Origin of the sequence: Trinickia caryophylli, assembly GCF_034424545.1 — a bacterium.
GTDB classification, from domain to species: Bacteria; Pseudomonadota; Gammaproteobacteria; order Burkholderiales; family Burkholderiaceae; genus Trinickia; species Trinickia caryophylli.
In genome coordinates this window covers 2224329-2247554 of record NZ_CP139970.1, presented here as the reverse complement: position 1 = coordinate 2247554, position 23226 = coordinate 2224329, and the positions used below count along the sequence as shown (strand labels likewise).

General features: G+C 64.0%; 21 protein-coding genes. 16 read left to right on the top strand and 5 right to left on the bottom strand.

Annotation, left to right across the window (positions count from 1 at the left end):
• Positions 1–207 precede the first annotated feature (207 nt).
• Positions 208–669, top strand: coding sequence for an SET domain-containing protein (locus tag U0034_RS10060; RefSeq protein ID WP_085230019.1), 462 nt, complete (start codon positions 208–210; stop codon positions 667–669).
• A gap of 32 nt (positions 670–701) precedes the next feature.
• On the opposite strand, the gene U0034_RS10055 is transcribed toward U0034_RS10060, so the two are convergent.
• Together U0034_RS10055 and U0034_RS10050 are read right to left on the bottom strand one after the other, a co-directional pair.
• Positions 702–2255: a sensor histidine kinase gene (locus U0034_RS10055; RefSeq protein ID WP_085230018.1), complete on the bottom strand. Its 1554-nt coding sequence runs from the start codon at positions 2253–2255 to the stop codon at positions 702–704.
• A 132-nt stretch (positions 2256–2387) separates the two neighbouring features.
• Positions 2388–3074: a response regulator transcription factor gene (locus U0034_RS10050; RefSeq protein WP_085230017.1), complete on the bottom strand. Its 687-nt coding sequence runs from the start codon at positions 3072–3074 to the stop codon at positions 2388–2390.
• A gap of 141 nt (positions 3075–3215) precedes the next feature.
• Here U0034_RS10050 and U0034_RS10045 point away from each other — a divergent pair, with 141 nt between their 5' ends.
• The gene (locus U0034_RS10045; RefSeq protein WP_085230016.1) at positions 3216–3476 is read left to right on the top strand and encodes a DUF3717 domain-containing protein; all 261 of its coding nucleotides are present in this window, start codon (positions 3216–3218) and stop codon (positions 3474–3476) included.
• A 41-nt stretch (positions 3477–3517) separates the two neighbouring features.
• On the opposite strand, the gene U0034_RS10040 is transcribed toward U0034_RS10045, so the two are convergent.
• Positions 3518–3823 carry a 4a-hydroxytetrahydrobiopterin dehydratase gene (locus tag U0034_RS10040; RefSeq protein ID WP_085230015.1) on the bottom strand — a complete coding sequence of 102 codons (306 nt, stop codon included), beginning with the start codon at positions 3821–3823 and terminating at the stop codon, positions 3518–3520.
• 155 nt (positions 3824–3978) lie between these two features.
• Here U0034_RS10040 and U0034_RS10035 point away from each other — a divergent pair, with 155 nt between their 5' ends.
• Positions 3979–4467 carry an Lrp/AsnC family transcriptional regulator gene (locus tag U0034_RS10035; protein ID WP_085230014.1) on the top strand — a complete coding sequence of 163 codons (489 nt, stop codon included), beginning with the start codon at positions 3979–3981 and terminating at the stop codon, positions 4465–4467.
• Positions 4468–4495: 28 nt separating this feature from the next.
• Here U0034_RS10035 and U0034_RS10030 read toward each other — a convergent pair whose 3' ends face one another.
• A complete protein-coding gene (locus U0034_RS10030) occupies positions 4496–5029 on the bottom strand; it encodes a class IV adenylate cyclase (RefSeq protein ID WP_085230013.1) in 534 nt (177 codons plus the stop codon).
• 191 nt (positions 5030–5220) lie between these two features.
• The gene (locus U0034_RS10025; RefSeq protein ID WP_085230012.1) at positions 5221–6117 is read right to left on the bottom strand and encodes a LysR family transcriptional regulator; all 897 of its coding nucleotides are present in this window, start codon (positions 6115–6117) and stop codon (positions 5221–5223) included.
• A 171-nt stretch (positions 6118–6288) separates the two neighbouring features.
• On the opposite strand from U0034_RS10025, the gene U0034_RS10020 reads away from it, so the two are divergent.
• The 13 genes from U0034_RS10020 to rsmG all read left to right on the top strand — a co-directional run bounded on the left by U0034_RS10020 (position 6289) and on the right by rsmG (position 23185).
• Entirely contained in the window at positions 6289–7809 is a 1521-nt protein-coding gene (locus tag U0034_RS10020) for a CoA-acylating methylmalonate-semialdehyde dehydrogenase (RefSeq protein ID WP_085230011.1), read from the top strand.
• An 81-nt stretch (positions 7810–7890) separates the two neighbouring features.
• Positions 7891–9585, top strand: a complete 1695-nt coding sequence (locus tag U0034_RS10015) for a GMC family oxidoreductase (protein WP_085230010.1) — start codon at positions 7891–7893, stop codon at positions 9583–9585.
• A 284-nt stretch (positions 9586–9869) separates the two neighbouring features.
• Positions 9870–10649 (top strand): ABC transporter ATP-binding protein, encoded by a 780-nt coding sequence (locus tag U0034_RS10010; RefSeq protein ID WP_085230009.1) that lies wholly within the window; start codon positions 9870–9872, stop codon positions 10647–10649.
• The gene (locus tag U0034_RS10005; protein ID WP_085230008.1) at positions 10646–11413 is read left to right on the top strand and encodes an ABC transporter ATP-binding protein; all 768 of its coding nucleotides are present in this window, start codon (positions 10646–10648) and stop codon (positions 11411–11413) included. Before U0034_RS10010 ends, U0034_RS10005 begins: the two co-directional genes overlap by 4 nt.
• An 88-nt stretch (positions 11414–11501) precedes the next feature.
• The gene (locus U0034_RS10000) at positions 11502–12722 is read left to right on the top strand and encodes an ABC transporter substrate-binding protein (RefSeq protein ID WP_085230007.1); all 1221 of its coding nucleotides are present in this window, start codon (positions 11502–11504) and stop codon (positions 12720–12722) included.
• 123 nt (positions 12723–12845) lie between these two features.
• The gene (locus U0034_RS09995; protein WP_085230006.1) at positions 12846–13730 is read left to right on the top strand and encodes a branched-chain amino acid ABC transporter permease; all 885 of its coding nucleotides are present in this window, start codon (positions 12846–12848) and stop codon (positions 13728–13730) included.
• Entirely contained in the window at positions 13730–14701 is a 972-nt protein-coding gene (locus tag U0034_RS09990; protein WP_085230005.1) for a branched-chain amino acid ABC transporter permease, read from the top strand. Before U0034_RS09995 ends, U0034_RS09990 begins: the two co-directional genes overlap by 1 nt.
• A 503-nt stretch (positions 14702–15204) precedes the next feature.
• The gene (locus U0034_RS09985) at positions 15205–16362 is read left to right on the top strand and encodes an ABC transporter substrate-binding protein (RefSeq protein ID WP_085230037.1); all 1158 of its coding nucleotides are present in this window, start codon (positions 15205–15207) and stop codon (positions 16360–16362) included.
• A 185-nt stretch (positions 16363–16547) separates the two neighbouring features.
• Complete coding sequence (locus U0034_RS09980; protein WP_085230004.1) at positions 16548–17603, top strand: branched-chain amino acid ABC transporter permease; 1056 nt, start codon at positions 16548–16550, stop codon at positions 17601–17603.
• A gap of 4 nt (positions 17604–17607) precedes the next feature.
• Complete coding sequence (locus tag U0034_RS09975; protein WP_085230003.1) at positions 17608–19395, top strand: branched-chain amino acid ABC transporter ATP-binding protein/permease; 1788 nt, start codon at positions 17608–17610, stop codon at positions 19393–19395.
• Position 19396: 1 nt separating this feature from the next.
• Positions 19397–20182: an ABC transporter ATP-binding protein gene (locus U0034_RS09970; protein WP_085230002.1), complete on the top strand. Its 786-nt coding sequence runs from the start codon at positions 19397–19399 to the stop codon at positions 20180–20182.
• Between the two features lie 349 nt (positions 20183–20531).
• Positions 20532–22499: a tRNA uridine-5-carboxymethylaminomethyl(34) synthesis enzyme MnmG gene (gene mnmG / locus U0034_RS09965; protein WP_085230001.1), complete on the top strand. Its 1968-nt coding sequence runs from the start codon at positions 20532–20534 to the stop codon at positions 22497–22499.
• Positions 22496–23185, top strand: coding sequence for a 16S rRNA (guanine(527)-N(7))-methyltransferase RsmG (rsmG, locus tag U0034_RS09960; RefSeq protein WP_085230000.1), 690 nt, complete (start codon positions 22496–22498; stop codon positions 23183–23185). The genes mnmG and rsmG overlap by 4 nt, the downstream gene beginning before the upstream one ends.
• Positions 23186–23226 lie beyond the last annotated feature (41 nt).

Genomic DNA, 23226 nt, shown 5'->3' with positions numbered 1-23226 from the left:
TTTCTGCTCGGGACGTTGAACGAATGCTCGCTCAACGTGTACGATTCCGTTTTGACGCTCTCGCGTCATCTGTCGACGCGGCGCCCAATCGGTCATTGCGATCATTCGGCGCCGCGTTTTCTATCCCGTGATCGAAAACGCATGCGTTCGAGCGGCAGCGCCCGGGGCGCGACGCGGCGGTATTGAGGTTTTTCAGAGGATTCGTCGATGAGTTCACGCAAGTTGGTCGTGCGCCGCTCGGGTGTGCATGGCAAGGGCGTGTTTGCCGTTGCGCCGATCAAGGCCGATGAGCGACTGCTGGAATACAAGGGGGAGCGGATCTCTTGGCGCGAAGCCGAGCGCCGGCATCCGCACAATCCCGACGAACCCAACCACACGTTCTATTTCGCACTCGAAGATGGCCGCGTGATCGACGGCAACGTCGACGGCAACAGTGCGCGTTGGATCAATCACTCCTGTGCCCCGAACTGCGAGGCCGAGGAGGTCGATGGCCGCGTGTTCATCCGGGCGCTTCGCGATATCGGTGCCGAGGAGGAGCTTTTTTACGATTACGGCCTCGTCATCGACGCCCGGCAGACCAAGAAACTCAAAAAGGAATACGCCTGCCGCTGCGGCGCGCGCAAGTGCCGCGGCACGATGCTCGCCGCAAAGAAGAACGGCAAAGGGTGATGCGAGGCTGACTCGTGCCGGTGCCCGGCCCGTCAGCCGGGGTGCTCGCTCGTGGCCGGGTGAGCCGCGGCGGAGGATGAGCCCTTAGCGGCATCGTGTTGGCCGGCCAGCGCTTTTGCTGCGGGTGCCGGTTCGCCGCCGCCGTCATTTGCGGGCGCCGGTGCGAGCGGAATCTGTGCGATAAAACGTGCGCCGCCATCCGGTGCGTCGGCGTAAAGCACCGTTCCGCCGTGTAGCGTCAGGATGTCGTGCACGATCGCGAGGCCGAGGCCGGCTCCGGCGTCCACACCGTTATCGGCGTCCTGGCGGTCCCCACGGAAAAATCGCTTGAAGAGGTCGGCCTGCAATTCCACCGGCACGCCCCGCCCGTTGTCTTCGACGACGACCTCCGCCATCGAGAGGCCGTTCGGTGCACGCGAGAGCCCCACCGTCACGGTTACCCGTGCCGAATCGACGCGTGCCGAGGGCACATATTTGAGCGCATTGTCGAGCAGGTTCGCAATGACTTCGCGCAGGAGTACGGCATTGCCGCGCACGATGAGCGGTGTGTCGTTGGCAGGATCGTCGAGGCGTTGGAAGCCGAGATCGACATGCGCCGCCAATGCGCGCGGCACCCACTCCGCGCCCGTCTCGAATGCGATCGCGGCGATATCGACATCGGTGAAGCGCGCGGCTTGTGCGCCCGGTTCCGCGCGTGCGAGCGACAGCAACTGGTTCGACAGCCGCACCGCGCGGTCGGCCGCCGAACGCAGCTCGCGCACGGCCGCGAGCGTTTGTGCCGGCTCGCGCGCCGTCGCTGCCTGCTCGGCATGGAGCTTCACGGCCGTGAGCGGCGTGCGCAATTGGTGGGCTGCATCGGCGATGAACTTGCGTTGCGCATCGAGCGCGGTCTTCAACCGGTCGAGCAGCGCGTTGAGCGCACTCGTGAGCGGCCTGATCTCGAGCGGCACATGGGTTTCGTCGACGGGCTCGAGCGACATGTGCGTTTGCCGGTTCAGCGAATCGGCAAGCGACGTGAGTGGGCCGAGCTGTTGATTGACGACGCGCCAGACGATGCCCCAGCCCGCGAGTAGCAGCAGCAGTAGCGGCATCATGAGGGCCACGAGAAATTCGGCGGCGATGCGGTACCGATGCCTGAGCGGCTGCGCGACTTCGACGAGCGTCGTTTTCCCGTTGGCCATCGTCATGCGAACCTGCGCCACACGCACGAGCATGTCGCGGTGACGAGCCTCGAAAATCAGGGCGTAGCGCGTGCGCCGCACGCTCATACCCGACAGCGGGAGTTCGCTATCGCCGGCGACGTCGCGTTCGCCGTCGTTGATCCGGTAGATGAGGTGCTGCGGCGGGTCGGAGAACATCGCCTGCGCGAGCGGCGGGACCGTGAAGCGGGCATCGGGGCCCGCGATCTGGACTTGCTTGGATAGCGCGGTGGCGAGATCGGCGAGCGACCGGTCGATGACGTGCTGCGTGTACTGCCATGCAAGCCAATACGCCATCAGCCCGCTCATGAGCGCGAGCAGCGACAAAGGCCCGGCCAGGCGCCTCAACAATGAACGGCGCAGGCTCGTCGCGGCGGCGGGGGGCATGAGCGTCTCTGGTTTTCGTGTCGGGCCCGGGCGCGCTCGTCGGATGAAATGGAGCAAGCCGACGAAACGAGCGGGGCGCGGACGAAGCCGGGAACGTCGCGGGAATGCTGGACGGTACCGGCTTCGGGCCGCTCAGGATGCCTGACGGATTTCCTGCAACAAGTAGCCGAAGCCGCGCACCGTGACGATTTCGACTCGGCAGCTCTCGAGCTTTTTGCGCACGCGGTGCACGTAGACTTCGATGGCGGTGTCGCCGAGGTCGCCGCCGAAGTGCGTAAGGTGGTCCTGCAATTGTGCCTTGCTGACGACGCGCCCGTGACGCAGCAGCAGCATCTCGAGCACGGCGAATTCGCGTGGCGAGAGTTCGAGCGGTTTATCTTCGTTGAAGATGCGGCGGTCGACGCCCGACAGGCGCACACCGCCCAGCGATACTTCGGGGCGCGGCACGTCGTTCGCGGGGCCGCTGCGGCGCATGACGGCGCGAATGCGCGCTTCGAGTTCGGCAGGCTCGAACGGCTTGAGCATGTAGTCGTCGGCGCCGGCGTTCAGACCTTGAACACGATCGTTCAGCTCGTCGCGCGCGGTCAGTACGATGACGGGCGTGTGACGATTGCCCTGGCGGAAGCGGGAAAGCAGCGTCATACCGTCGATGCCCGGCAAGCCGAGATCGAGAATGATGAGCTCGTGGCGGTTCTGCGTCAGCGCCTGCTCGGCGAAAATGCCGTCGTGCACCATATCGACGGTGAAGCCGGCCTGCTCGAGGCTGCTCTGGATGCCGCGCGCAATCGGGCGGTCGTCTTCGATCAGAAGGAGTCGCATGGAAGTCGCTCAAAGTACAATGGGTTAAGCCTTCGGCTTACTCGCCGCGGCCGGCACGCGGTTCAACGGGCTCCTTCGCCACGATCGAGCGCGCTGTCGCAAGCGTGCTCGCCGGGTGGCCATGCAGTCATCACGCCTATCATGTCCGAGATAACGATCAACGAACTCGAAGCCGCGATCAACTTCTGGCGCGCCCGCTCGCCGTCGAGCGGCGATGAGCTTCGCTTGTGCAAGGAGGCGAGCGCGCTCTCCAAGCCGTATGCGTTGCTGATTGTACAGCGTCGGGCCCAGGTACCGGAGGAAGCGCTCGAACCCACCGCCCGACAAGCCTGGCGCGATTATCTGACCCTCAGTAACGCGGGCGACGCGGGCGGCGCGGGCGGCGCGGGCAGTGCGGGGTAGCCCGCGCCCCACGGGATTCCTTCGGCTCGCTTGCGAAATGCTTACCGCGCAGCGCTGAGGGCAGCTGCCTTGTCGATGAAGCGCGCGAGCGTGAGATCGCGTTCCGTGACGCCACCCGCCTCGTGTGTGGACAGCGTGATGTCGACGGTGTCGTAGACGTTGAACCATTCGGGATGGTGATCCATTTCCTGCGCTTTCAACGCCACGCGTGTCATGAAGCCGAACGCTTCGTTGAAATCGGCGAACTTGAACTGCCGGTGGATCGCGTCTCGTCCCGCGACGGCCTGCCAGCCGCGCAATTCGGCGAGTTGCCGCGCGCGTTCCTCGGATGTCAGCTTGTGAATCATGGTTGCACCTCTCGTGACAAGGCCGGCCGCGCCTGAGCGCGCCGAAGGCCAACAGGGCATTTTTCCACATAAGCCGCGGCGCTGCCGCGGGCCGATGGGCAGGGCGTGCATGCGATAATCGCGCGTCGATACGCTTTGCCATGCAACGAACGCCCATGCTGGAACTCGATCATTTCGATCTCACGCTGCTCGATGTCCTGCAGCGTTTCGGTCGCGCCACCCACCAGCAACTGGGCGAGAGCGTGCCGCTGTCGCCCTCGCAGATCGGCAGGCGTTTGCAGCGGCTGGAGGCCGCCGGCATCATCGACGGTTATCGGGTCGTGCTGCGTCCGGAAAAGCTCGGGCTCAGCGTCACCGCGTTCACGAGCCTCAAGCTCAAGCACCACGGCGACACCATCGTCGAACAGTTTCAGCAGCAAATCGAGATGCTGCCCGAAGTGCTCGAATGCCACGCCGTGGTGGGCGAGGCCGATTACCTGTTGCGCATCGTCGCGCCCGATCTGAGCGCGTTGTCCTCATTCGTCATGAAAAAGCTGATGCGGGTGCCCGGCGTCGACAGCGTGCGCTCGAACATCGTCCTCACGACGTTCAAGCGCAACGGGCCGCTGCCGCTCGGACATCTCGCGCCGGGCTCGGCCGTCTGAGCACTCGGCGCCCACCCGCCGTCGGCGGCTATGCGGCCCGGCCGGACGCCTCGGCGTTGAGCAGATCGACGTAAGCGACCGGGACCAGATCCGCCGCCGCCACACCGAGCTTCTCGAACACCTCGTGTGCCTCGGCCGTGCCGTCTTCCTCGTCGTCGTCGGCTCCGAGCACGACTTCGAGTTCGACGAAATCACCCAGCCCGTCCACACGGTCCAGATGAATGCGCGTGCGCCCCGTCAGGTAGACATGGCGTTCTTTCGAGACGATCCCGCGCGTGGTCAGGGCCGTCGCAAGCAGGCTGTGCATCGCCTCGGGGTTCGTGACGGGGCTGCGCGTGTAGTAGGAAGCCTTCGGCCCCTCGCGGTCGTCGCGTTGGTAAAAGATCAGCTCGGCGGGCGTGCCGTCGTCGAATTGGCGCAGCTTCAGTCGGCCGCGCGGCACGTCGTAGAAGAAGTCCTGTTGCCGGAAGATCAGCGGCGCTTCGGACGAGAGGGCCGCGGCCCGTTCGCGCAAGGCGTCGAAAGCGCGTGCGCGGGCTTTGATTTCGATGTTGCGTGCCATGTCATGCTCCTGCGGTAAGCGTCGAGGAAGACAACGGGAGAACGCCTTGCGGCGTCGGCCAAAAAAGCGCAAACGCATGAATGCGTGCGATGTCGCGTGCCGGTCGAATCTAACAAAAAGCGGCGAAAGCAGTGAGAAAACCGGGGATCAGGCACCAATCAAGCCTCGACCGGGTCGGGACCGCGCCGGAATCAGGCGGCCCACTGGGCTTCGATCAGTTTGAACGCGGCGCCGATGGCCGGTTCTTCCATGCGCGTCGCAAGGGCGATGAACGTCAGCTCGGTCGGCACGGTTACGCCTTCCACGATGGTCAGTGCGTGCGCATGCGCTTCGGCAATCGCGATGGCGTCGCGCGCGAGCGTGAGTCCGACACCCGATTTGACGAGATCGAGCATCGACGTTTCCTGATCGACTTCGGCGACTTTTACGGGGCTTGCCCCCGCTTGCGCGAAGCGCCGCGACAAGAGCCGCTGATGCGCCGAAGCCGGCGGGGTCCAGATCCATGGAAAGGCCGCGAGTGCGCGCCAGTCGCGGGCGCGGCTCACGCGATCCTTCCAGCCGGCTGGCGCGAGCACACGGTACTGGAACCGCGTGAGCGTCGCGACGTGGAAGAGGCCGTCGGGCATGCCTTCCTCGGCCGGCTGGCCAATGTAGTAGCCGACATCGAGCTCGCGCGTGCGAACCTGCTCGGCGACCCAGCCCGACATGCCGTGCCGCAGGGCCGTTTCGATCTGAGGATAGGTTTCGACGAGTTGCTTGAGAAACCCGCCGAGCCGCAGGAAATGCGGATCGAGAATCGTGCCGATGCGCAGCCGGCCGCGCACCTCCTGGCGCAAGGCGGCCGCTGCGCGCTCGACGTCGCCGGCCGCCGCGAGCGCACGCTCGGCATGCGGCAGCAGCGCCTGGCCGTCGCGCGTCAGCGCGAGGCCATGGGGCGTGCGCGTGAAAAGCGCCACGCCGAGCGCCTCCTGCAGGTTCTTGATCTGCAGGCTCACGGCCGGTTGCGTCAGGTGCAACTGGGTGGCGGCGCGCGTCAGGTTGCCGGCGTGCGCCACCGTCACGAAGGCGCGCAGCAGGGTGAGATCCATGGTTGGGCAGTCGGGCGCTTACGCGAGTAGGCAGACCTCGATATTAGCGCGGCTTATATCGCTGTTGAGAAGAACTCATTGGATCGAGTACCGCATCGGCGCGTACGCTTCGATTCGATCAGGCGCCATGCGGCCAGGGCCGGCGCATTCCATCACCCAGCGAGGACATTCATGAGCGAAGCAGATCAAGGCGCGCGCGTGCGCGAGCTGACCCATTTCATCGGCGGCGAGCGCGCGAGCGGTACGAGCGGACGGTTCGGCGAGGTCTTCAATCCCGCGCTCGGCACCGTGGCCGCGCGCGTGCCGCTCGCAAGCGAGGCCGAGGTCGGTGCGGCCGTGGCGGCTGCGAAGGCTGCGTTCCCGGCGTGGGCGGAAACGGCTCCGCTCAAGCGCGCCCGCGTCATGTTCCGCTTCAAGCAACTGCTCGACGAGCACCATGCCGAGCTTGCCGAGCTCATCACGCGCGAGCACGGCAAGGTGTTCTCGGATGCGAAGGGCGAGGTCATGCGCGGCATCGAAGTGGTCGAATTCGCCTGCGGCATTCCGAATCTGCTCAAGAGCGACTTCACCGATCAGATCGGCGGCGGCATCGACAACTGGAACCTGCGGCAGCCGCTCGGCGTGGTGGCCGGCATCACGCCGTTCAACTTTCCGATGATGGTGCCGTGCTGGATGTTTCCGATCGCGATTGCCTGCGGCAATACGTTCGTGCTGAAGCCGTCCGAGCGCGATCCCTCGGCCTCCGTGCGGCTCGCCGAACTGCTCAAGGAAGCCGGGCTGCCCGACGGCGTGTTCAACGTCGTGCACGGGGATAAGCAAGCCGTCGATGCGCTGATCGAGCATCGCGACGTGGCTGCGCTGTCGTTCGTCGGCTCCACGCCGATCGCCGAGTACATCCACAGCGAAAGCGCGAAGCGCGGCAAGCGCGTGCAGGCGCTCGGCGGGGCGAAGAACCACCTCGTCGTCATGCCCGATGCCGACCTCGACCAGGCCGTCGATGCGCTGATCGGCGCCGCTTACGGGTCGGCCGGCGAGCGCTGCATGGCGATCTCGGTGGCGGTGGCGGTCGGGCATGTCGCCGACGAGCTCGTCGAGCGGCTCGTGCCGCGCGTGAAGGCGCTCAAGATCAGGAACGGTATGGAATCCGACGCCGAAATGGGGCCGCTCGTGACAGCGGCACATCGCGAAAAGGTCGCTTCCTATATCGAGGCGGGCGTGGCCGAGGGCGCGACGCTCGTCGTCGACGGGCGCGGATTGAAAGTACCCGGTCATGACGGCGGATTCTTCCTCGGCGGCACGCTCTTCGATCACGTGAAGACCGATATGCGCATCTACCGCGAAGAGATTTTCGGCCCGGTGCTCGCGGTTGTACGCGTACCCGATTTCGCGAGTGCGGTCGAACTGATCAATGCGCACGAGTTCGCGAACGGCGTGTCGTGCTACACGACCGATGGCGGTGTGGCGCGCGCCTTTTCCCGGCAGATTCAGGTGGGCATGGTCGGAATCAACGTGCCTATTCCGGTGCCGATGGCCTGGCACTCGTTCGGTGGCTGGAAAAAGTCGCTTTTCGGCGACCACCATGCCTACGGCGAAGAGGGGGTGCGCTTTTACACGCGCTACAAGAGCATCATGCAGCGTTGGCCCGACAGCATCGCCAAAGGTGCGGAGTTCACGATGCCGGTGGCGAAATAGCGCCGAATGTAGCAACAGCCAGCAAAGAGGCAGCAGTTGGCGGCGCGCCCGTCGGCGTGCGGGAATGAGGAGACACGCGTCATGAGCGATGCAGCGATCGAGGCCGGCAAGTTCGATTACGTGATCGTCGGGGCGGGCACGGCCGGGTGCGTGCTCGCGAGCCGTCTCAGCGAGGATCGCGACGTGAGCGTTCTGCTCGTCGAAGCGGGCGGAAAAGACGACTATCACTGGATTCACGTGCCGGTCGGCTATCTGTACTGCATCGGCAACCCGCGCACCGACTGGCTGTATCGCACCGCTTCGGAGCAGGGGCTCAACGGCCGTGCGTTGTCCTATCCGCGCGGGCGCGTGCTCGGCGGCTGCTCGTCGATCAACGGCATGATCTACATGCGCGGGCAGCGCGAGGACTACGACGAATGGGCGCGCGTAACGGGCGATCCGGGCTGGTCGTGGGATGCCGTACTGCCTGTTTTCAAGCGCAGCGAGGATCATCATGGCGGCACGAGCGAATGGCACGGGTCCGGCGGACCCTGGCGCGTCGAACGTCAGCGCCTCAAGTGGAAGGTGCTCGAGGCGTTTCACGCGGCCGCGCAGGAGGCAGGCATCCCCGCCACCGACGATTTCAATCGCGGTGACAACGGCGGCGTAGGTTACTTCGAAGTCAACCAGAAACGCGGGGTGCGCTGGAATGCGTCGAAAGCATTCCTGCGGCCGGCGCTCGCGCGGCCGAACCTGACCATCGTCACCGATGCGCTCGTCGAGCGGCTGACCTTCGAGGGCCGGCGCTGCACCGGCATTGCATACCGGCGCGATGGTCGCGCGTTCGTCGCGCGCGCGCGCGTGGAGGTGCTCGTTGCCTCCGGGGCTGTGAACTCGCCGCAATTGCTCGAGCTATCGGGCATCGGCAACGGCGCGCGGCTGCAGCGGCTCGGCATCGACGTGAGGCACGACTTGCGCGGCGTGGGCGAGAATCTGCAGGATCACCTTCAGCTGCGCATGGCCTATCGGGTCAACGGCGTACGCACGCTCAACACGCTTTCGGCGCACTGGTGGGGCAAGCTCTGGATCGCCGCGCAATATGCGTTTTCGCGTAGCGGCCCGATGTCGATGTCGCCCTCGCAGCTGGGCGCGTTCGCGAAGTCCGCGTCCGACGACGCATCGATCACGCGCCCCGACATCGAGTATCACGTCCAGCCGCTCTCGCTCGATCGTTTCGGCGAGCCGCTGCATCGCTTCAATGCGTTTACGGCGTCGGCATGCCAGTTGCGGCCGACCTCGCGCGGCAGCATCCACGTCGAATCGTCCGACCCGAAGGTGCCTCCGCGCATTGCGCCGAATTACCTGTCGACCGAATACGACCGGCGTGTGGCCGCCAATGCGTTGCGGCTCACGCGGCGGATCGTGGCGTCGTCGGCGCTTGCCTGCTATGCGCCGCAGGAAATTCTCCCGGGGCCCGAGTTCCAGACCGAGGAAGAACTCATCAAGGCGGCCGGAGATGTCGGCACGACCATCTTTCATCCTGTCGGTACGTGCCGCATGGGCACGCCGGACGATCCTGGCGCCGTCGTCGATTCGCGGTTGCGCGTGCTGGGCGTGGCGGGGCTGCGTGTGGTGGATGCATCCGTCATGCCGACGATCACCTCGGGCAACACGAATTCGCCCACGCTGATGATCGCCGAGCGTGCAAGCGACATGATCCGGGCCGACCGCCGCGCACTTGCGCGAGGCGACTTGGCGCCCGCACTCGCCGATATCGCCGCCGTGCCCACAGTATGACGATGCCCGTCTTCGCGCTGCGGCGGACCTGCCGCAACACGCTCCGGACGGGTGTCGCACGCGCCCCCATTACGTAAACAAACCTAAGTGCAAATCCCAATGAATGCGCTGCATCATTGGCGAGACAATGCGCGGTGCCGCATGGTGCGGGGCCGACCTCCCCGCGATGATGCACCATGCCAAAAGACGGGGTTGTGACGACATCGAGCCCCTCCTGAGCGATGCGCCGACGCGGCGCATGCGTAAATCAGCAGTGCTTCGCCTGACTTCGCACGGAAGGGGACATGATTCTTGGCGACACGATTCTCGAAACGCGCGGGCTGACCAGGCAATTCAAAGGATTCACCGCCGTGAGCGGCGTGAATCTGCGTGTGCGCCGCGGCTCCATCCATGCGTTGATCGGCCCCAACGGCGCGGGCAAGACGACCTGCTTCAACCTGCTTACGAAGTTTCTCGAGCCGAGCGCGGGGCAGATCGTATTCAACAACGTCGACATCACGCGCGAGCGGCCGGCGCAGATCGCGCGGCGCGGCGTTATCCGCTCGTTCCAGATTTCGGCGGTCTTTCCGCATTTGACCGTTTTGCAGAACGTTCGCGTGGGTCTGCAGCGTACGCTCGGCACGGCTTATCATTTCTGGCGCTCCGAGCGCACGCTGCGGCAGCTCGACGAACGGGCCCGCGAACTGCTCGCACAGGTGGGCCTGACCGACTTTGCCGACACGCCCACGGTCGAACTCTCGTATGGCCGCAAGCGTGCGCTCGAGATCGCGACTACGCTGGCCATGGAGCCCGAACTGATGCTGCTCGACGAACCGACGCAGGGCATGGGCCATGAAGATGTCGATCGCGTGACGGCACTGATCAAGAAGGTCTCGGCGGGCCGCACGATTCTGATGGTCGAGCACAACATGAACGTGATTGCCGGCATCTCCGACACGATCACCGTCTTGCAGCGCGGCGAGGTGCTCGCCGAAGGCAGCTACGCAGAGGTATCGAAGAACCCGCTCGTGATGCAGGCCTATATGGGCAGTGCCGATGCGACCCTGACGGGGGCACACGGATGAGCCACACCGAGCGCGACAACATCGAGGAGGGCGTGGCCGTGGCGGAACGACCGCAAGGCGTGCCGGCGCTCTCGATTGCCGGCCTGCAGGCCTGGTATGGCGAGTCTCATATTCTCCATGGCGTCGATCTCACCGTGAACCGCGGCGAGGTCGTCACGCTGCTCGGCCGCAACGGCGCCGGGCGCACCACGACGCTGCGCGCCATCATGGGGCTCACGAGCCGCCGAACCGGTTCCGTGCGCATCGGCGATCGCGAGACGATCGGCATGCCCACGCACAGGATCGCGCATTGCGGCGTAGGCTACTGCCCCGAGGAGCGCGGCATCTTCTCGAGCCTCTCGTGCGAGGAGAACCTGCTGCTGCCGCCGATGGTGGGCGCGTCGTCCGACGCGATGTCGCTGGACGAGATCTATGCGATGTTTCCGAATTTGAAGGAACGCCGCATGAGCCAGGGCACGCGCCTGTCGGGCGGCGAACAGCAGATGCTCGCCGTTGCGCGGATCCTGCGCACAGGGGCGAATCTCCTGCTGCTCGACGAGATTTCCGAAGGGCTCGCGCCCGTGATCGTGCAGACGCTCGCGCGCATGATCCTCGCATTGAAGGCGCGCGGCTATACGATCGTCATGGTGGAACAGAACTTCCGTTTCGCGGCGCCGCTCGCCGACCGTTTTTACGTGATGGAGCACGGCCGGATCGTCGAGCGTTTCGTTGCCGCCGAGCTCGAAAGCAAAATGCCCGTCCTGCACGATCTGCTCGGCGTTTGAGCGGACACGACGTGTCATGCGGCGCCGGCACGCGCCGGTTTCGCAAATTAGTTGCACGCACAACCATAATGCCAACAAGGAGATACCAATGAAAGCGAAATTGCTCCCACGCATGGTGCGCCTCGCCGCTCTGGCCGGAGCGGCTTTTGCCGCGGCGCTGCCGGCGCAGCACGCGGCGGCCGATGAAAATGCGGTCACCATCGGCTTCATTACGGACATGTCGGGCCTGTATGCGGACATCGACGGCAAGGGCGGCCTGACAGCCATTCAAATGGCGGTCGAAGATTTCGGCGGCAAGGTGAACGGCAAGCCGATCAAGGTGCTCTCGGCGGACCATCAGAACAAGGCCGACATCGCGGCTTCCACGGCTCGCCAGTGGATCGATACGCAAGGTCTCGATCTGCTGATCGGCGGGACCAACTCCGCGACGGCGCTCTCGATGAACGGTGTGGCGAAGGACAAAAAGCGCGTGTTCATCTCGATCGGTGCGGGTACCGATGCGCTGACGAACGAACAGTGCACGCCCTATACCATCCACTATGCCTACGATACGACGGCACTCGCGAAGGGCACCGGCTCGGCCGTCGTCAAGAACGGCGGCAAGACCTGGTACTTCTTGACGGCCGATTACGCATTCGGCAAATCGCTCGAGAAGAACACCTCGGATGTGGTCGGGAAGGCGGGCGGAACGGTGCTTGGACAAGCGCGCCACCCGCTTTCCGCGTCCGATTTCTCGTCGTTCCTGCTGCAGGCCCAATCGTCGAAAGCACAGATCCTCGGCCTCGCGAACGCGGGCGGCGATACGGTCAACTCGATCAAGGCCGCGAAGGAGTTCGGCATCACGAAATCGATGAAGATCGCCGCACTGCTGATGTTCATCGACGACGTGCACAGCGTGGGCCTGCCGACGGCACAAGGGCTCTTGCTGACCGACAGCTGGTACTGGGATCAGAGCGATGCCTCGCGCAAGTGGGCGCAACGCTACTTCGCGAAGATGGGCAAGATGCCGTCGAGCCTGCAGGCGGCGGATTACTCGTCGGCGATGACGTATCTGAACGCGGTGAAGGCGGTGGGCTCGACCGATGCGGACAAGGTCATGGCGCAGATCCGCAAGCAGGGCGTCAACGACTTCTACGCGAAGGGGACGCTGCGGGAAGACGGCAGTCTGATCCACGATATGTATCTGTATCAGGTGAAGGCGCCCGGCGAATCCAAGAAGCCTTGGGATTACTACAAGCTCATTTCGACGATTTCCGGCGACCAGGCTTTCACGACCAAGGCGGAAACGCGCTGCGCGCTCTGGAAGTGACGTGATGCGTACCTTTGCGTGAGTGGTTTTCGCGCAGGGCGCGCCTGCGGGTCCCGCTTCGCATGGGACCCGGCGCTCGTGTTTTTGCGCGGGCGCCGGCCCACAAACTTGACGGCAGGTTCAATGGAAATCTTTGGCATTCCGTTGCCGGCGATGCTGAGCCAGCTCCTGCTCGGGCTCGTCAACGGGTCGTTCTACGCGATCCTGAGCCTCGGGCTGGCCGTGATCTTCGGCATGCTCAACGTGATCAACTTCGCGCACGGCGCGTTGTTTATGCTCGGGGCGATGCTCGCCTGGATCGGGCTCAACTACCTCGGTCTGCCGTACTGGGCGATGCTCGTACTGGCACCGCTCGCAGTGGGTGCGTTCGGCATCGTCATCGAGCGCTCGATGCTGCGCTGGCTCTACCGGCTCGATCATCTCTATGGCCTGTTGCTGACGTTCGGGCTCACGCTCGTGATCGAAGGCGTGTTTCGGTCGATCTACGGCGTATCGGGCCAGCCCTACGATGTGCCCGATCTGCTTGCGGGCGCAACGAATCTCGGCTTCATGTATCTGCCGAATTACCGCGCGTGGGTCGTCGTCGCATCGCTCGTCGTCTGCTTCGCGACCTGGTTCGTCATCGAGAAGACGCGCATCGGCGCCTATCTGCGCGCGGGCACCGAAAACCCGAAGATCGTCGAAGCCTTCGGCGTCAACGTGCCGCTCATGATCACGCTGACCTACGGTTTCGGCGTGGCGCTCGCCGCGTTCGCGGGCGTGTTGGCGGCGCCCGTCATCCAGGTGTCGCCGCTGATGGGCCAGTCGATGATCATCACGGTGTTCGCGGTGGTCGTGATCGGCGGAATGGGCTCGATCATGGGCTCGATTCTGACGGGCCTCGGGCTCGGCGTGATCGAAGGTTTGACGCGCGTGTTCTATCCGGAGGCCTCGGCCACCGTCGTGTTCGTCATCATGGCGCTCGTGCTGCTCGTGCGTCCGGCAGGCCTTTTCGGCAAGGAGCGGTAATGCAAAGGAAGGCGCTTTACGGCTTGCTCTTCGCGGGCCTGCTCGTCGCACCGTGGGTGGGCGTCTACCCCGTCTTCGTCATGAAGGTGCTCTGCTTCGCGCTCTTCGCCGCGGCATTCAACCTCTTGATCGGCTACACGGGGCTGCTTTCCTTCGGACACGCGATGTTTCTCGCGACAGCCGGCTACGTGGCGGGTTATGCGATTCAGTCGCTCGGCTTTTCGCCGCTCGTCGGCGTGCTGGCGGGCACGGCTGCCGCAACGCTGCTCGGCCTCGTCGTCGGCCTGTTCGCAATCCGCAGGCAGGGCATCTATTTCGCGATGGTCACGCTGGCGTTCGCGCAGATGGTCTACTTCATTTATCTGCAGGCGCCATTCACGCACGGCGAGGATGGCCTGCAGGGCGTGGCTCGCGGCCGGCTGTTCGGCTTGATCGATCTGTCGCCCGACATCACGCTGTACTACGTCGTGCTCGTGGCGATCGTGCTTGCGTTCCTGCTCATCGTGCGCATCGTGCATTCGCCGTTCGGGCAAGTGATGACCGCCGTGCGCGAGAACGAGCCGCGTGCGATCTCGCTCGGTTACGACACCGATCGCTTCAAGCTGCTCGCGTTCGTGTTGTCGGCCGGGTTCGCGGGATTCGCCGGCGCGTTGAAGGTGCTCGTGCTCGGGTTCGAGACGCTCAGCGACGCGCATTGGACGATGTCGGGGCTCGTCGTGCTGATGACGCTCGTGGGCGGCATGGGCACGCTTTTCGGGCCCGTGCTCGGCGCCGCGCTGATCGTGATTCTCGAGGACCGGCTCGGCGATATCGGTACGGCACTCGCGTCGCTCACAGGCATCGACTGGTTCTCGACGCTTGGCGAATCGACGACGATCGTGGTCGGCTTCATCTTCATCGTCTGTGTGCTCGCATTCAGGCGAGGCATCGTCGGCGAGGTCATCGCGCGCGTGCGAACATTGCGCGCGTAGATGCGCTAATTGCGTGCGAGCTTGCACCACTAGGGAAAGTGCTAGGTTGTCGCAGCAGACGCGGACGTTTAATCTTCGTTCCAGTTCTGATGCACCGAATTTGCAGGTGGAGAACGAGGAGACAAGCGAGGCACTCAGTGCCCGGACGAAAGCGCTGTTGGATAGGATCCAACAGCGCTTTTTATTTGCGCGTCCAATTTTCCGCATGCGTGCCCATGTGCGTTTCGCGCATACGTTTTCCGTGCAGTCGTTCCGTGCCGCATGCGCTGCGTGCACCGGTGATGTGCGCGGCTGCATTCGCGCTGTACTTCCTTGCCTGCTTTGCGCAGGCGCAATCCACTGCGCGCCGGCTCTGTCGTTTTTTTATCCGATCATTGGTGCATGATTCGAGCGCGATTCGATCGCGGCGCGATACGATTCTTTTTTTCGATTCAATTCGTTTCGAATGCCGGCCTGTCTGGCCGGCCGCAAGTGCGCTTGCGCAAAGCGTCTGGAGATTGGAGATGACAATGAGGCATTGGGTGGCGAGCGGGGTCGTCGCGGCATTGGTCGGTATCGCAAGCGCGGCACAGGCGCAGGTCAAGGTCGGTGTGGTGCTTTCGCTGACGGGTCCCGCGGCGTCGCTCGGCATTCCCGAGAAAAAGACCATCGATCTGCTGCCGAAGGAAATCGGCGGCAAGAGCGTGGAGTACATCGTGCTCGACGACGCAACCGATTCCACGAAAGCAGTGCAGGACACGCACAAGCTCATCGATGAAGATCATGTCGACGTGATCGTCGGCTCCACGATCACGCCCAACTCGATGGCGATGCTCGACATCGTGTCGCAGGCGAAGACGCCGATGATCTCGCTCGCCGCCTCGGCCGACATCGTGCAGCCGGTGGACGCGCGCCGCCAATGGGCGTTCAAGACGCCGCAAAACGATAGCCTCATGGCGGATGCCATCGCGGCGTACATGCAGGCGCACGGCGTGAAAACAGTCGGCTTCATCGGCTTCACCGACGCGTATGGCGAGAGCTGGCACAAAGCCTTTACGAAGGCGGCGCAAGAGCACGGCATCAAGCTCGTCGGCGACGAGCGCTACGCGCGCAACGACACCTCTGTGACGGGACAGGTGCTCAAGACGATCAGCGCGCGGCCCGATGCGGTGCTCATCGCGGGCTCCGGCACGCCTGCCGCGCTGCCGGCCAAGGAGCTGAAGGCACGCGGCTATGCCGGCGCCGTCTATCAGACGCACGGCGTGGCCAACAACGATTTCCTGCGCCTGTGCGGCAAGGACTGCAACGGCGAAGTACTGCCGGCCGGCCCGATTCTCGTCGCCGATCAGCTTGCCGACAGCAACCCGGTCAAGCGCTCGGCACTTGCCTACAAGAACGCCTATGAGGCGAAGTACGGCAAGGACTCCGTCGTCACGTTCGGCGGACATGCATGGGACGCCGGCCAGATGCTGCAAAAAGCCATTCCGGTGGCGCTCAAACAGGCGCAACCCGGCACGGAGGCGTTCCGCACGGCGCTGCGCGCGGCGCTCGAAGGGCTCAAGGACTTGAGCGTCTCGCATGGGGTCATGAACGTCACGCCGACCGACCACAACGGTTTCGACAAGCGCGCCCGCGTGATGGTGCAGATCCTCGACGGCAAATGGAAGGTCGTCGGCGAGTAATGCGCCGTTGACGAGGTGCCACGGCGGGCAGGGTGCGTTCGCATGCGCGTCCTTGCCACTCGCGCATTTTCGCGGTCGCGGGGCGCTTCGATCGTCTCACCGTTTTTCTGCGTGCTGTATATCGTCTCCCGGGCCGGCCGTGCGCGCAGCGCGGGCCGCGCCATGCATTAGGACAACAACGAAGCATGGATTTATCGATCGCCGCAATCCTGGCGCAGGACGGGATCACCACAGGCGCCGTTTACGCACTGCTCGCGCTGGCGCTCGTGCTCGTCTTTTCGGTGACGCGCGTCATCTTCATTCCGCAAGGCGAATTCGTCTCGTATGGCGCGTTGACGCTGGCGATGCTGCAGTCGAACAAGGTGCCGCCCACGTCGAGGCTGTTGCTTGCGCTGGGCGCCGCCTGTTTCGTCGTCGAGATGTTGGGCGTCATACGCCATGCCGAACGGCGGCGGCAGCTTTCGCGCACGATCGCACTCGGCGCGGGGCGCTATTTGCTGTTGCCGGCTGCGGTCTATCTGCTGAGCACCAAGGCGAGCACGATGGCATTGCCGATGATCGCGCAGATCGCATTGACGCTGCTGATCGTCGTGCCCATGGGGCCGCTCGTTTATCGGCTCGCCTATGAGCCGATTGCGGAAGCTTCGACGTTGCTGCTGCTGATCGTCGCGGTGGCCGTCCATTTCGCGATGGTGGGGCTCGGGCTTCTCATGTTCGGCGCCGAGGGCTCGCGCACCGCGCCGTTTTCCGATGCGACGTTCGCCGTGGGGAGCCTGTCGGTCACAGGGCAAAGCATCTGGGTCGTTCTCACAGCCCTCGCGCTGATCGTCGCGCTGTATGTTTATTTCGGCCGGTCGATCTCGGGCAAGGCGTTGCGCGCGACGTCGATCAACCGCCTCGGCGCCCGGCTCGTCGGCATCGGGACGGCGCAGGCGGGGCGGCTCGCCTTCACGCTGGCGGCCGGGCTGGGCGTGCTGTCCGGCGTGCTCGTGGCGCCGATTACGACGATCTATTACGACTCGGGGTTCTTGATCGGCCTCAAGGGCTTCGTTGGCGCGATCGTCGGCGGCCTCGTCAGCTATCCGCTCGCCGCGGCGGGCTCGCTGCTCGTCGGTCTGCTCGAATCGTATTCGTCGTTCTGGGCGAGCGCCTACAAGGAAGTGATCGTCTTTACGCTGATCATTCCCGTCCTGCTCTGGCGCAGCCTCACGAGCGGCCACGTCGAAGAAGAAGCGGAGTGAGCACATGAAACGCTTTTTCTCCGTCGTCACGCCGTTCCGGCTTTTCCTCGTCGTCATCTTCCTGCTGCCGGTGCTGCCAGGCGCGCTGCGCGTGCCCGAATACTGGATCACCCTTGCGAACTACATCGGCCTTTATTCGATCGTCGCAATCGGGCTCGTGCTGCTGACGGGTATCGGCGGCATGACGAGCTTCGGCCAGGCTGCGTTTGTCGGCGTAGGGGCCTATGCGAGTGCCTATCTGACGACGCAATTCGCAGTCTCGCCGTGGCTCGCGCTTCTCGTCGGCATCGCGCTCACGGTCGTGGTCGCGCTCGTGATCGGTGCCGTCACGATGCGCTTGTCGGGGCATTTCCTGCCGCTCGGCACGATCGCCTGGGGGCTGTCTCTTTACTACCTGTTCGGCAATGTCGACTGGCTCGGGAAATACGACGGCATCAACGGTATTCCACCGTTGTCCGTGTTCGGCTTCGCGCTCGCTTCGGGACGCAGCGTCTACTATCTGATCTGGCTCGTCGTGCTCTTGGCCGTGCTCTCGGTTCAGAACCTTCTCGACAGCCGGCCTGGGCGTGCCATTCGCGCGCTGCGCGGCGCCGGTGTCATGGCCGAGGCGATGGGTGTTCATACGGCGTGGCTGCGCGTCGTCATCTTCGTCTATTCGGCCGTGCTCGCGGCCATTTCGGGCTTTCTCTACGCCCATCTGCAGCGGGCCGTGAACCCGACGCCATTCGGCCTCAATCACGGCATCGAGTATTTGTTCATGGCGGTCGTGGGCGGTGTCTCGCACGTGTGGGGCGCGATTCTGGGTGCGGCTGTTCTGACCGTGGTTCAGGATTACCTCCAAACGCTGTTGCCCGCGTTGCTGGGCCAAAGCGGCAATTTCGAGACGATCGTCTTCGGCATCGTCATGGTTGTGCTGCTGCAATATGCGCGCGAGGGCGTATGGCCCTTTGTGGCTCGGCTCTTTCCACGTGGTCCCGCGGCGCAGGTGCCCGAAACGGCGGAGAATTTGCCGCATCGCACAAAAGCGCGGGCGGGCGCGCCGTTGCTGGCCGTCGAGCGAGCGAGAAAGGCCTTCGGCGGGCTCGTTGCCGTCAACGATGTCAGCTTCAGCGTGGAGGCTGGCGAGATCGTCGCGTTGATCGGACCCAACGGGGCAGGCAAATCGACGACGTTCAACCTCGTGACCGGCGTGCTGCAGCTTACCGGCGGCGCGATCCATTTCGCCGGCGAACGGATCGACCGGCTCGGCTCACGTGAAATCGCCAGACGCGGGATCGCCCGGACGTTCCAGCACGTCAAGCTGCTGCCCGGAATGACGGTGCTCGAGAACGTCGCGCTCGGTGCGCACTTGCGGGGCCACGCAGGCGTGTGGCGCAGTATCGCGCGGCTCAACCGCTCGGAAGAGAATCGCCTGATGGCCGAGGCCGCTCGGCAGATTCGCCGTGTCGGCCTCGAGCCCCATCTCTACGAAGAGGCGGGGAGCCTCGCGCTGGGCCAGCAGCGGGTGCTCGAAATCGCGCGGGCGCTGGCCGGCGACCCGGCGCTGTTGCTGCTCGACGAGCCCGCCGCAGGCCTGCGGTACCTGGAGACGCAGCGGCTGGCGGAGTTGCTGCGCAAACTGAAAGCGGAGGGCATGAGCGTGCTGCTGGTCGAGCACGACATGGATTTCGTCATGAACCTGGCAGACCGCGTCGTTGTCATGGAGTTCGGCACGCGTATCGCACATGGACTGCCCGAGGAGGTTCAGAAAGATCCGGCCGTACTCGAAGCTTATTTGGGAGGGGTGGACTGAGATGAGCGAAATCGAGACTTCCCAGGCAACCCCCACGCCCGCCACGCCGTTGCTCGCCGCGTCGCATCTGTTTGTCCGGTACGGCAAGGTGGAGGCATTGCGCGATGCCTCGATCGTAGCCCGACCAGGGCAGATCGTGAGCGTCATCGGCCCCAACGGTGCGGGCAAATCGACGCTGCTGAATGCCATCATGGGAGCGCTGCCGGCCACCGGACGAGCGAGTGGGGCCGTTGTCTACCGCGGCGAAGATATCGGTGCGCTGCCGGTGGAGGCGCGCGTCGCACGCGGTGTTTGCCTCGTGCCCGAAAAGCGCGAGTTGTTTGCGACGATGACGGTGGAGGACAACCTGCTGCTTGGCGCCTATCGGCGCAAGCGAGCTGGCGAGCGCGACTTCCTCGATCAGTTGGCCCCGGTCTTCGAGCTGTTTCCTCGCTTGAAGGAACGCCGCAGGCAGGCTGCAGGAACGCTCTCCGGCGGCGAGCGGCAAATGCTGGCGCTGGGGCGCGCCCTGATGGGCAAGCCCGACGTCCTTATGCTCGACGAGCCGAGCCTCGGGCTGGCGCCGCTGATCGTCAAGGAGATCTTCCACATCATCAGCGCGCTCAAGCGCACCGGTGTGGCGATCCTGCTCGTCGAGCAGAATGCGCGAGCTGCGCTGCAGGTCTCCGATTATGGCTACGTCCTCGAGACCGGCGAGCAGGTCTTGGAGGGAGAGGCCGCGTTTTTGGCGAACCATCCGCGCGTTGTCGAAACTTATCTGGGCTTAGCCAGGAAGTCGGCGGCATGACCATGGCGCGGGTGTTCCGCGTCCTACCAATCCTCGCGCGTAACGAGTGAAGAACGGGCCCTTGTGGCCCGTTTCCATTTTTGAAGCTGCTGAATCGCTCGTACTCGCGGGTTCGCACGGCAGGCTTCAATCCAAGGCCAACGCGTGACTAAGCGCCTGCGGTGGAAAGCATATGAAGCGCCTCGGAAACGCCGCTGCCGAGGCATTCCACGTGATTTTGCCGGTCTTGTTTCACGTGGAACATTGTTTTGACCATTCGGGGAAGGTCGCGGCCCAGGCGAACCCGTTATAATTCCGCGCATATCCCATTTCCCACAGGCTCGCGCTTTTTCGATGCGCGAGGTCCGCAATGCTTTATCCCACTGAATTTGACGTCATCGTTGTCGGCGGTGGTCATGCCGGCACCGAGGCCGCATTGGCGTCGGCGCGCATGGGCGCCAAGACACTGCTGCTTACGCACAACATCGAAACGCTTGGCCAGATGAGTTGCAACCCGTCGATTGGCGGGATCGGCAAAGGTCATCTGGTCAAAGAGGTGGATGCGCTCGGCGGTGCCATGGCTGCGGCCACAGACGAGGGCGGCATTCAGTTTCGAATTCTCAACTCGTCCAAGGGACCCGCCGTTCGTGCGACGAGGGCCCAGGCTGACCGCATTCTCTATAAGCAGGCCATTCGGCGCCGGCTCGAGAACCAGCCTAACCTCTGGCTGTTCCAGCAGGCCGTGGAAGACCTGATGGTCGAAGGCGATCGCGTGGTCGGCGCCGTTACCCAAGTTGGCATTCGCTTCCGCTCGCGCGCTGTCGTTCTTACGGCGGGCACCTTCCTCGATGGCAAGATCCACGTGGGCTTGAACAACTATACGGGCGGGCGCGCGGGCGATCCGGCCGCCGTGACGTTGTCTGCTCGTTTGAAGGAGCTGAAGCTGCCTCAAGGCCGACTGAAAACCGGTACGCCGCCGCGTATCGATGGGCGCACGATCGACTTCTCGAAGCTGGAAGAGCAGCCGGGCGATCTGGACCCTATCCCGGTTTTCTCGTTTCTCGGCCGGGCAGAGCAACACCCGCGGCAGTTGCCTTGCTGGGTGACGCATACGAATGAGCGGACCCACGAGATCATCCGCGGGGGACTCGACCGGTCGCCGATGTATACCGGCGTCATCGAAGGAGTAGGGCCGCGCTACTGCCCGTCGATCGAAGACAAGATTCACCGGTTTGCATCGAAGGACTCGCACCAGATCTTCCTTGAACCGGAGGGGCTGACGACCAACGAGTTCTATCCGAACGGCATTTCGACAAGCTTGCCTTTCGACGTTCAACTGGCCCTCGTCCGATCCATGTCGGGGCTGGAAAACGCGCATATCCTGCGGCCCGGCTACGCAATCGAGTACGACTACTTCGATCCGCGGGGCCTGAAGGCTTCTCTCGAAACTAAAGCGATTCGTGGCCTTTTCTTTGCCGGACAGATCAACGGCACGACGGGTTATGAGGAGGCCGCTGCACAGGGCCTGCTGGCGGGCATCAATGCCGGCCGCTATGTTCAGGAGAAAGAGGCGTGGGCGCCACGCCGCGATCAAGCCTACCTCGGCGTGCTGGTGGACGACCTTGTGACACGCGGTGTGTCCGAGCCGTACCGGATGTTCACGAGCCGGGCCGAATATCGCCTCAGCTTGCGCGAGGACAATGCCGATATGCGTCTGACCGAAATCGGGCGCGAACTCGGTGTCGTGGACGACGAGCGGTGGGGGGCATTCAGCCGCAAGCGCGACGCTGTTTCACGTGAAACAGAGCGGCTGAGGATGATGTGGGTGAATCCCAAGACATTGTCCGCCGCAGAGGCGACCGCATTGCTCGGAAAGCCGATCGATCACGAGTACAGCCTCGCCGAGTTACTGCGCCGGCCCGGCGTGACCTACGACGGTGTTTGCGGTTTGCGGGAAGGAACGTGCGGCCCGGCTGAGCCGCTGGCCGATGATCCGGTTTTGCTTGCTCAGATCAAGGAGCAGATCGAGATCGGGGTCAAGTATCAGGGCTACATCGAGCGGCAAGCTGGCGAGATCGAGCGAAACGAAGCGAACGAGAACACGCGCTTGCCCGAGAGCATCGACTATATGGCCGTACGCGGCCTTTCCTTTGAAGCGCGGCAGAAGCTCAACCAGCACCGGCCCGAAACGATCGGGCAGGCCTCGCGGATTTCGGGGATCACCCCGGCCACGATTTCGTTGCTGATGGTCCATCTGAAGAAAGGGCTGGGGCGCCGAGGCGTATCGCCGGCCGTCAACGATGATCACGGGGCAGACGCAGCCCCGGCGGCGCAATGACGGCGCGCACGGTGCCGGGCGCGATCGACAGAGACGCTTTGCTTGCACTGTTGAGCGAGGGCAGTACCGCGCTCGGCGTCGAATTGTCCGCGGAGCAGTCGAACAAGCTGATCGATTACGTCGCGTTGCTAGCGAAGTGGAATACCGTCTACAACCTGACGGCGATTCGCGATCCGCGGCAGATGTTGATTCAGCACGTGCTCGATTCGCTTTCGATTGTTCCGCACCTCGCTGCGCGCGCCGGTCAATCGATTCTCGACGTTGGATCGGGTGGTGGCCTGCCCGGCATCGTGCTCGCGATCGTATTGCCTGATCGTACTGTTACGTTGAACGACATTGTTCACAAGAAGACGGCCTTTCAGTCGCAGGTCAAGGCTGAGCTGAAGCTCGGCAATTTGTCGGTCGTGACCGGGCGCGTGGAAACACTGCGACCGGGTATCGAAGTACCGGCACGATTCGACGCGATTGTTTCGCGCGCATTCGCGGAACTCGCGGATTTCGTTAAACTTGCGCGTCATCTTGTCAGCGAGCGCGGCTCGATTTGGGCAATGAAGGGCGTGCAGCCTGACGCCGAAATCGCCCGGTTGCCGGCCGATGTTCGCGTGGTACAGGTCATTCGGCTGACGGTACCGATGCTCGACGCCGAGCGCCATCTGGTGGAAGTGGTGCCTCCGGCCGTCGCCTGATTGGTATTTTTGCTTCAAAATCAATGCCTTAGGATTCAACC

Coding starts and splice junctions, on each gene's coding strand:
- U0034_RS10025 (WP_085230012.1), bottom strand. CDS start 6,117: ATGGATCTCACCCTGCTGCGCGCCTTCGTGACGGTGGCGCACGCCGGC.
- U0034_RS09990 (WP_085230005.1), top strand. CDS start 13,730: ATGCAAAGGAAGGCGCTTTACGGCTTGCTCTTCGCGGGCCTGCTCGTC.
- U0034_RS10055 (WP_085230018.1), bottom strand. CDS start 2,255: ATGCCCCCCGCCGCCGCGACGAGCCTGCGCCGTTCATTGTTGAGGCGC.
- U0034_RS10040 (WP_085230015.1), bottom strand. CDS start 3,823: ATGATTCACAAGCTGACATCCGAGGAACGCGCGCGGCAACTCGCCGAA.
- U0034_RS10020 (WP_085230011.1), top strand. CDS start 6,289: ATGAGCGAAGCAGATCAAGGCGCGCGCGTGCGCGAGCTGACCCATTTC.
- U0034_RS10050 (WP_085230017.1), bottom strand. CDS start 3,074: ATGCGACTCCTTCTGATCGAAGACGACCGCCCGATTGCGCGCGGCATC.
- U0034_RS09970 (WP_085230002.1), top strand. CDS start 19,397: ATGAGCGAAATCGAGACTTCCCAGGCAACCCCCACGCCCGCCACGCCG.
- mnmG (WP_085230001.1), top strand. CDS start 20,532: ATGCTTTATCCCACTGAATTTGACGTCATCGTTGTCGGCGGTGGTCAT.
- U0034_RS09995 (WP_085230006.1), top strand. CDS start 12,846: ATGGAAATCTTTGGCATTCCGTTGCCGGCGATGCTGAGCCAGCTCCTG.
- U0034_RS09980 (WP_085230004.1), top strand. CDS start 16,548: ATGGATTTATCGATCGCCGCAATCCTGGCGCAGGACGGGATCACCACA.
- U0034_RS10015 (WP_085230010.1), top strand. CDS start 7,891: ATGAGCGATGCAGCGATCGAGGCCGGCAAGTTCGATTACGTGATCGTC.
- U0034_RS09975 (WP_085230003.1), top strand. CDS start 17,608: ATGAAACGCTTTTTCTCCGTCGTCACGCCGTTCCGGCTTTTCCTCGTC.
- U0034_RS10005 (WP_085230008.1), top strand. CDS start 10,646: ATGAGCCACACCGAGCGCGACAACATCGAGGAGGGCGTGGCCGTGGCG.
- U0034_RS10045 (WP_085230016.1), top strand. CDS start 3,216: ATGTCCGAGATAACGATCAACGAACTCGAAGCCGCGATCAACTTCTGG.
- U0034_RS10030 (WP_085230013.1), bottom strand. CDS start 5,029: ATGGCACGCAACATCGAAATCAAAGCCCGCGCACGCGCTTTCGACGCC.
- U0034_RS10010 (WP_085230009.1), top strand. CDS start 9,870: ATGATTCTTGGCGACACGATTCTCGAAACGCGCGGGCTGACCAGGCAA.
- U0034_RS10060 (WP_085230019.1), top strand. CDS start 208: ATGAGTTCACGCAAGTTGGTCGTGCGCCGCTCGGGTGTGCATGGCAAG.
- U0034_RS10035 (WP_085230014.1), top strand. CDS start 3,979: ATGCTGGAACTCGATCATTTCGATCTCACGCTGCTCGATGTCCTGCAG.
- U0034_RS10000 (WP_085230007.1), top strand. CDS start 11,502: ATGAAAGCGAAATTGCTCCCACGCATGGTGCGCCTCGCCGCTCTGGCC.
- rsmG (WP_085230000.1), top strand. CDS start 22,496: ATGACGGCGCGCACGGTGCCGGGCGCGATCGACAGAGACGCTTTGCTT.
- U0034_RS09985 (WP_085230037.1), top strand. CDS start 15,205: ATGACAATGAGGCATTGGGTGGCGAGCGGGGTCGTCGCGGCATTGGTC.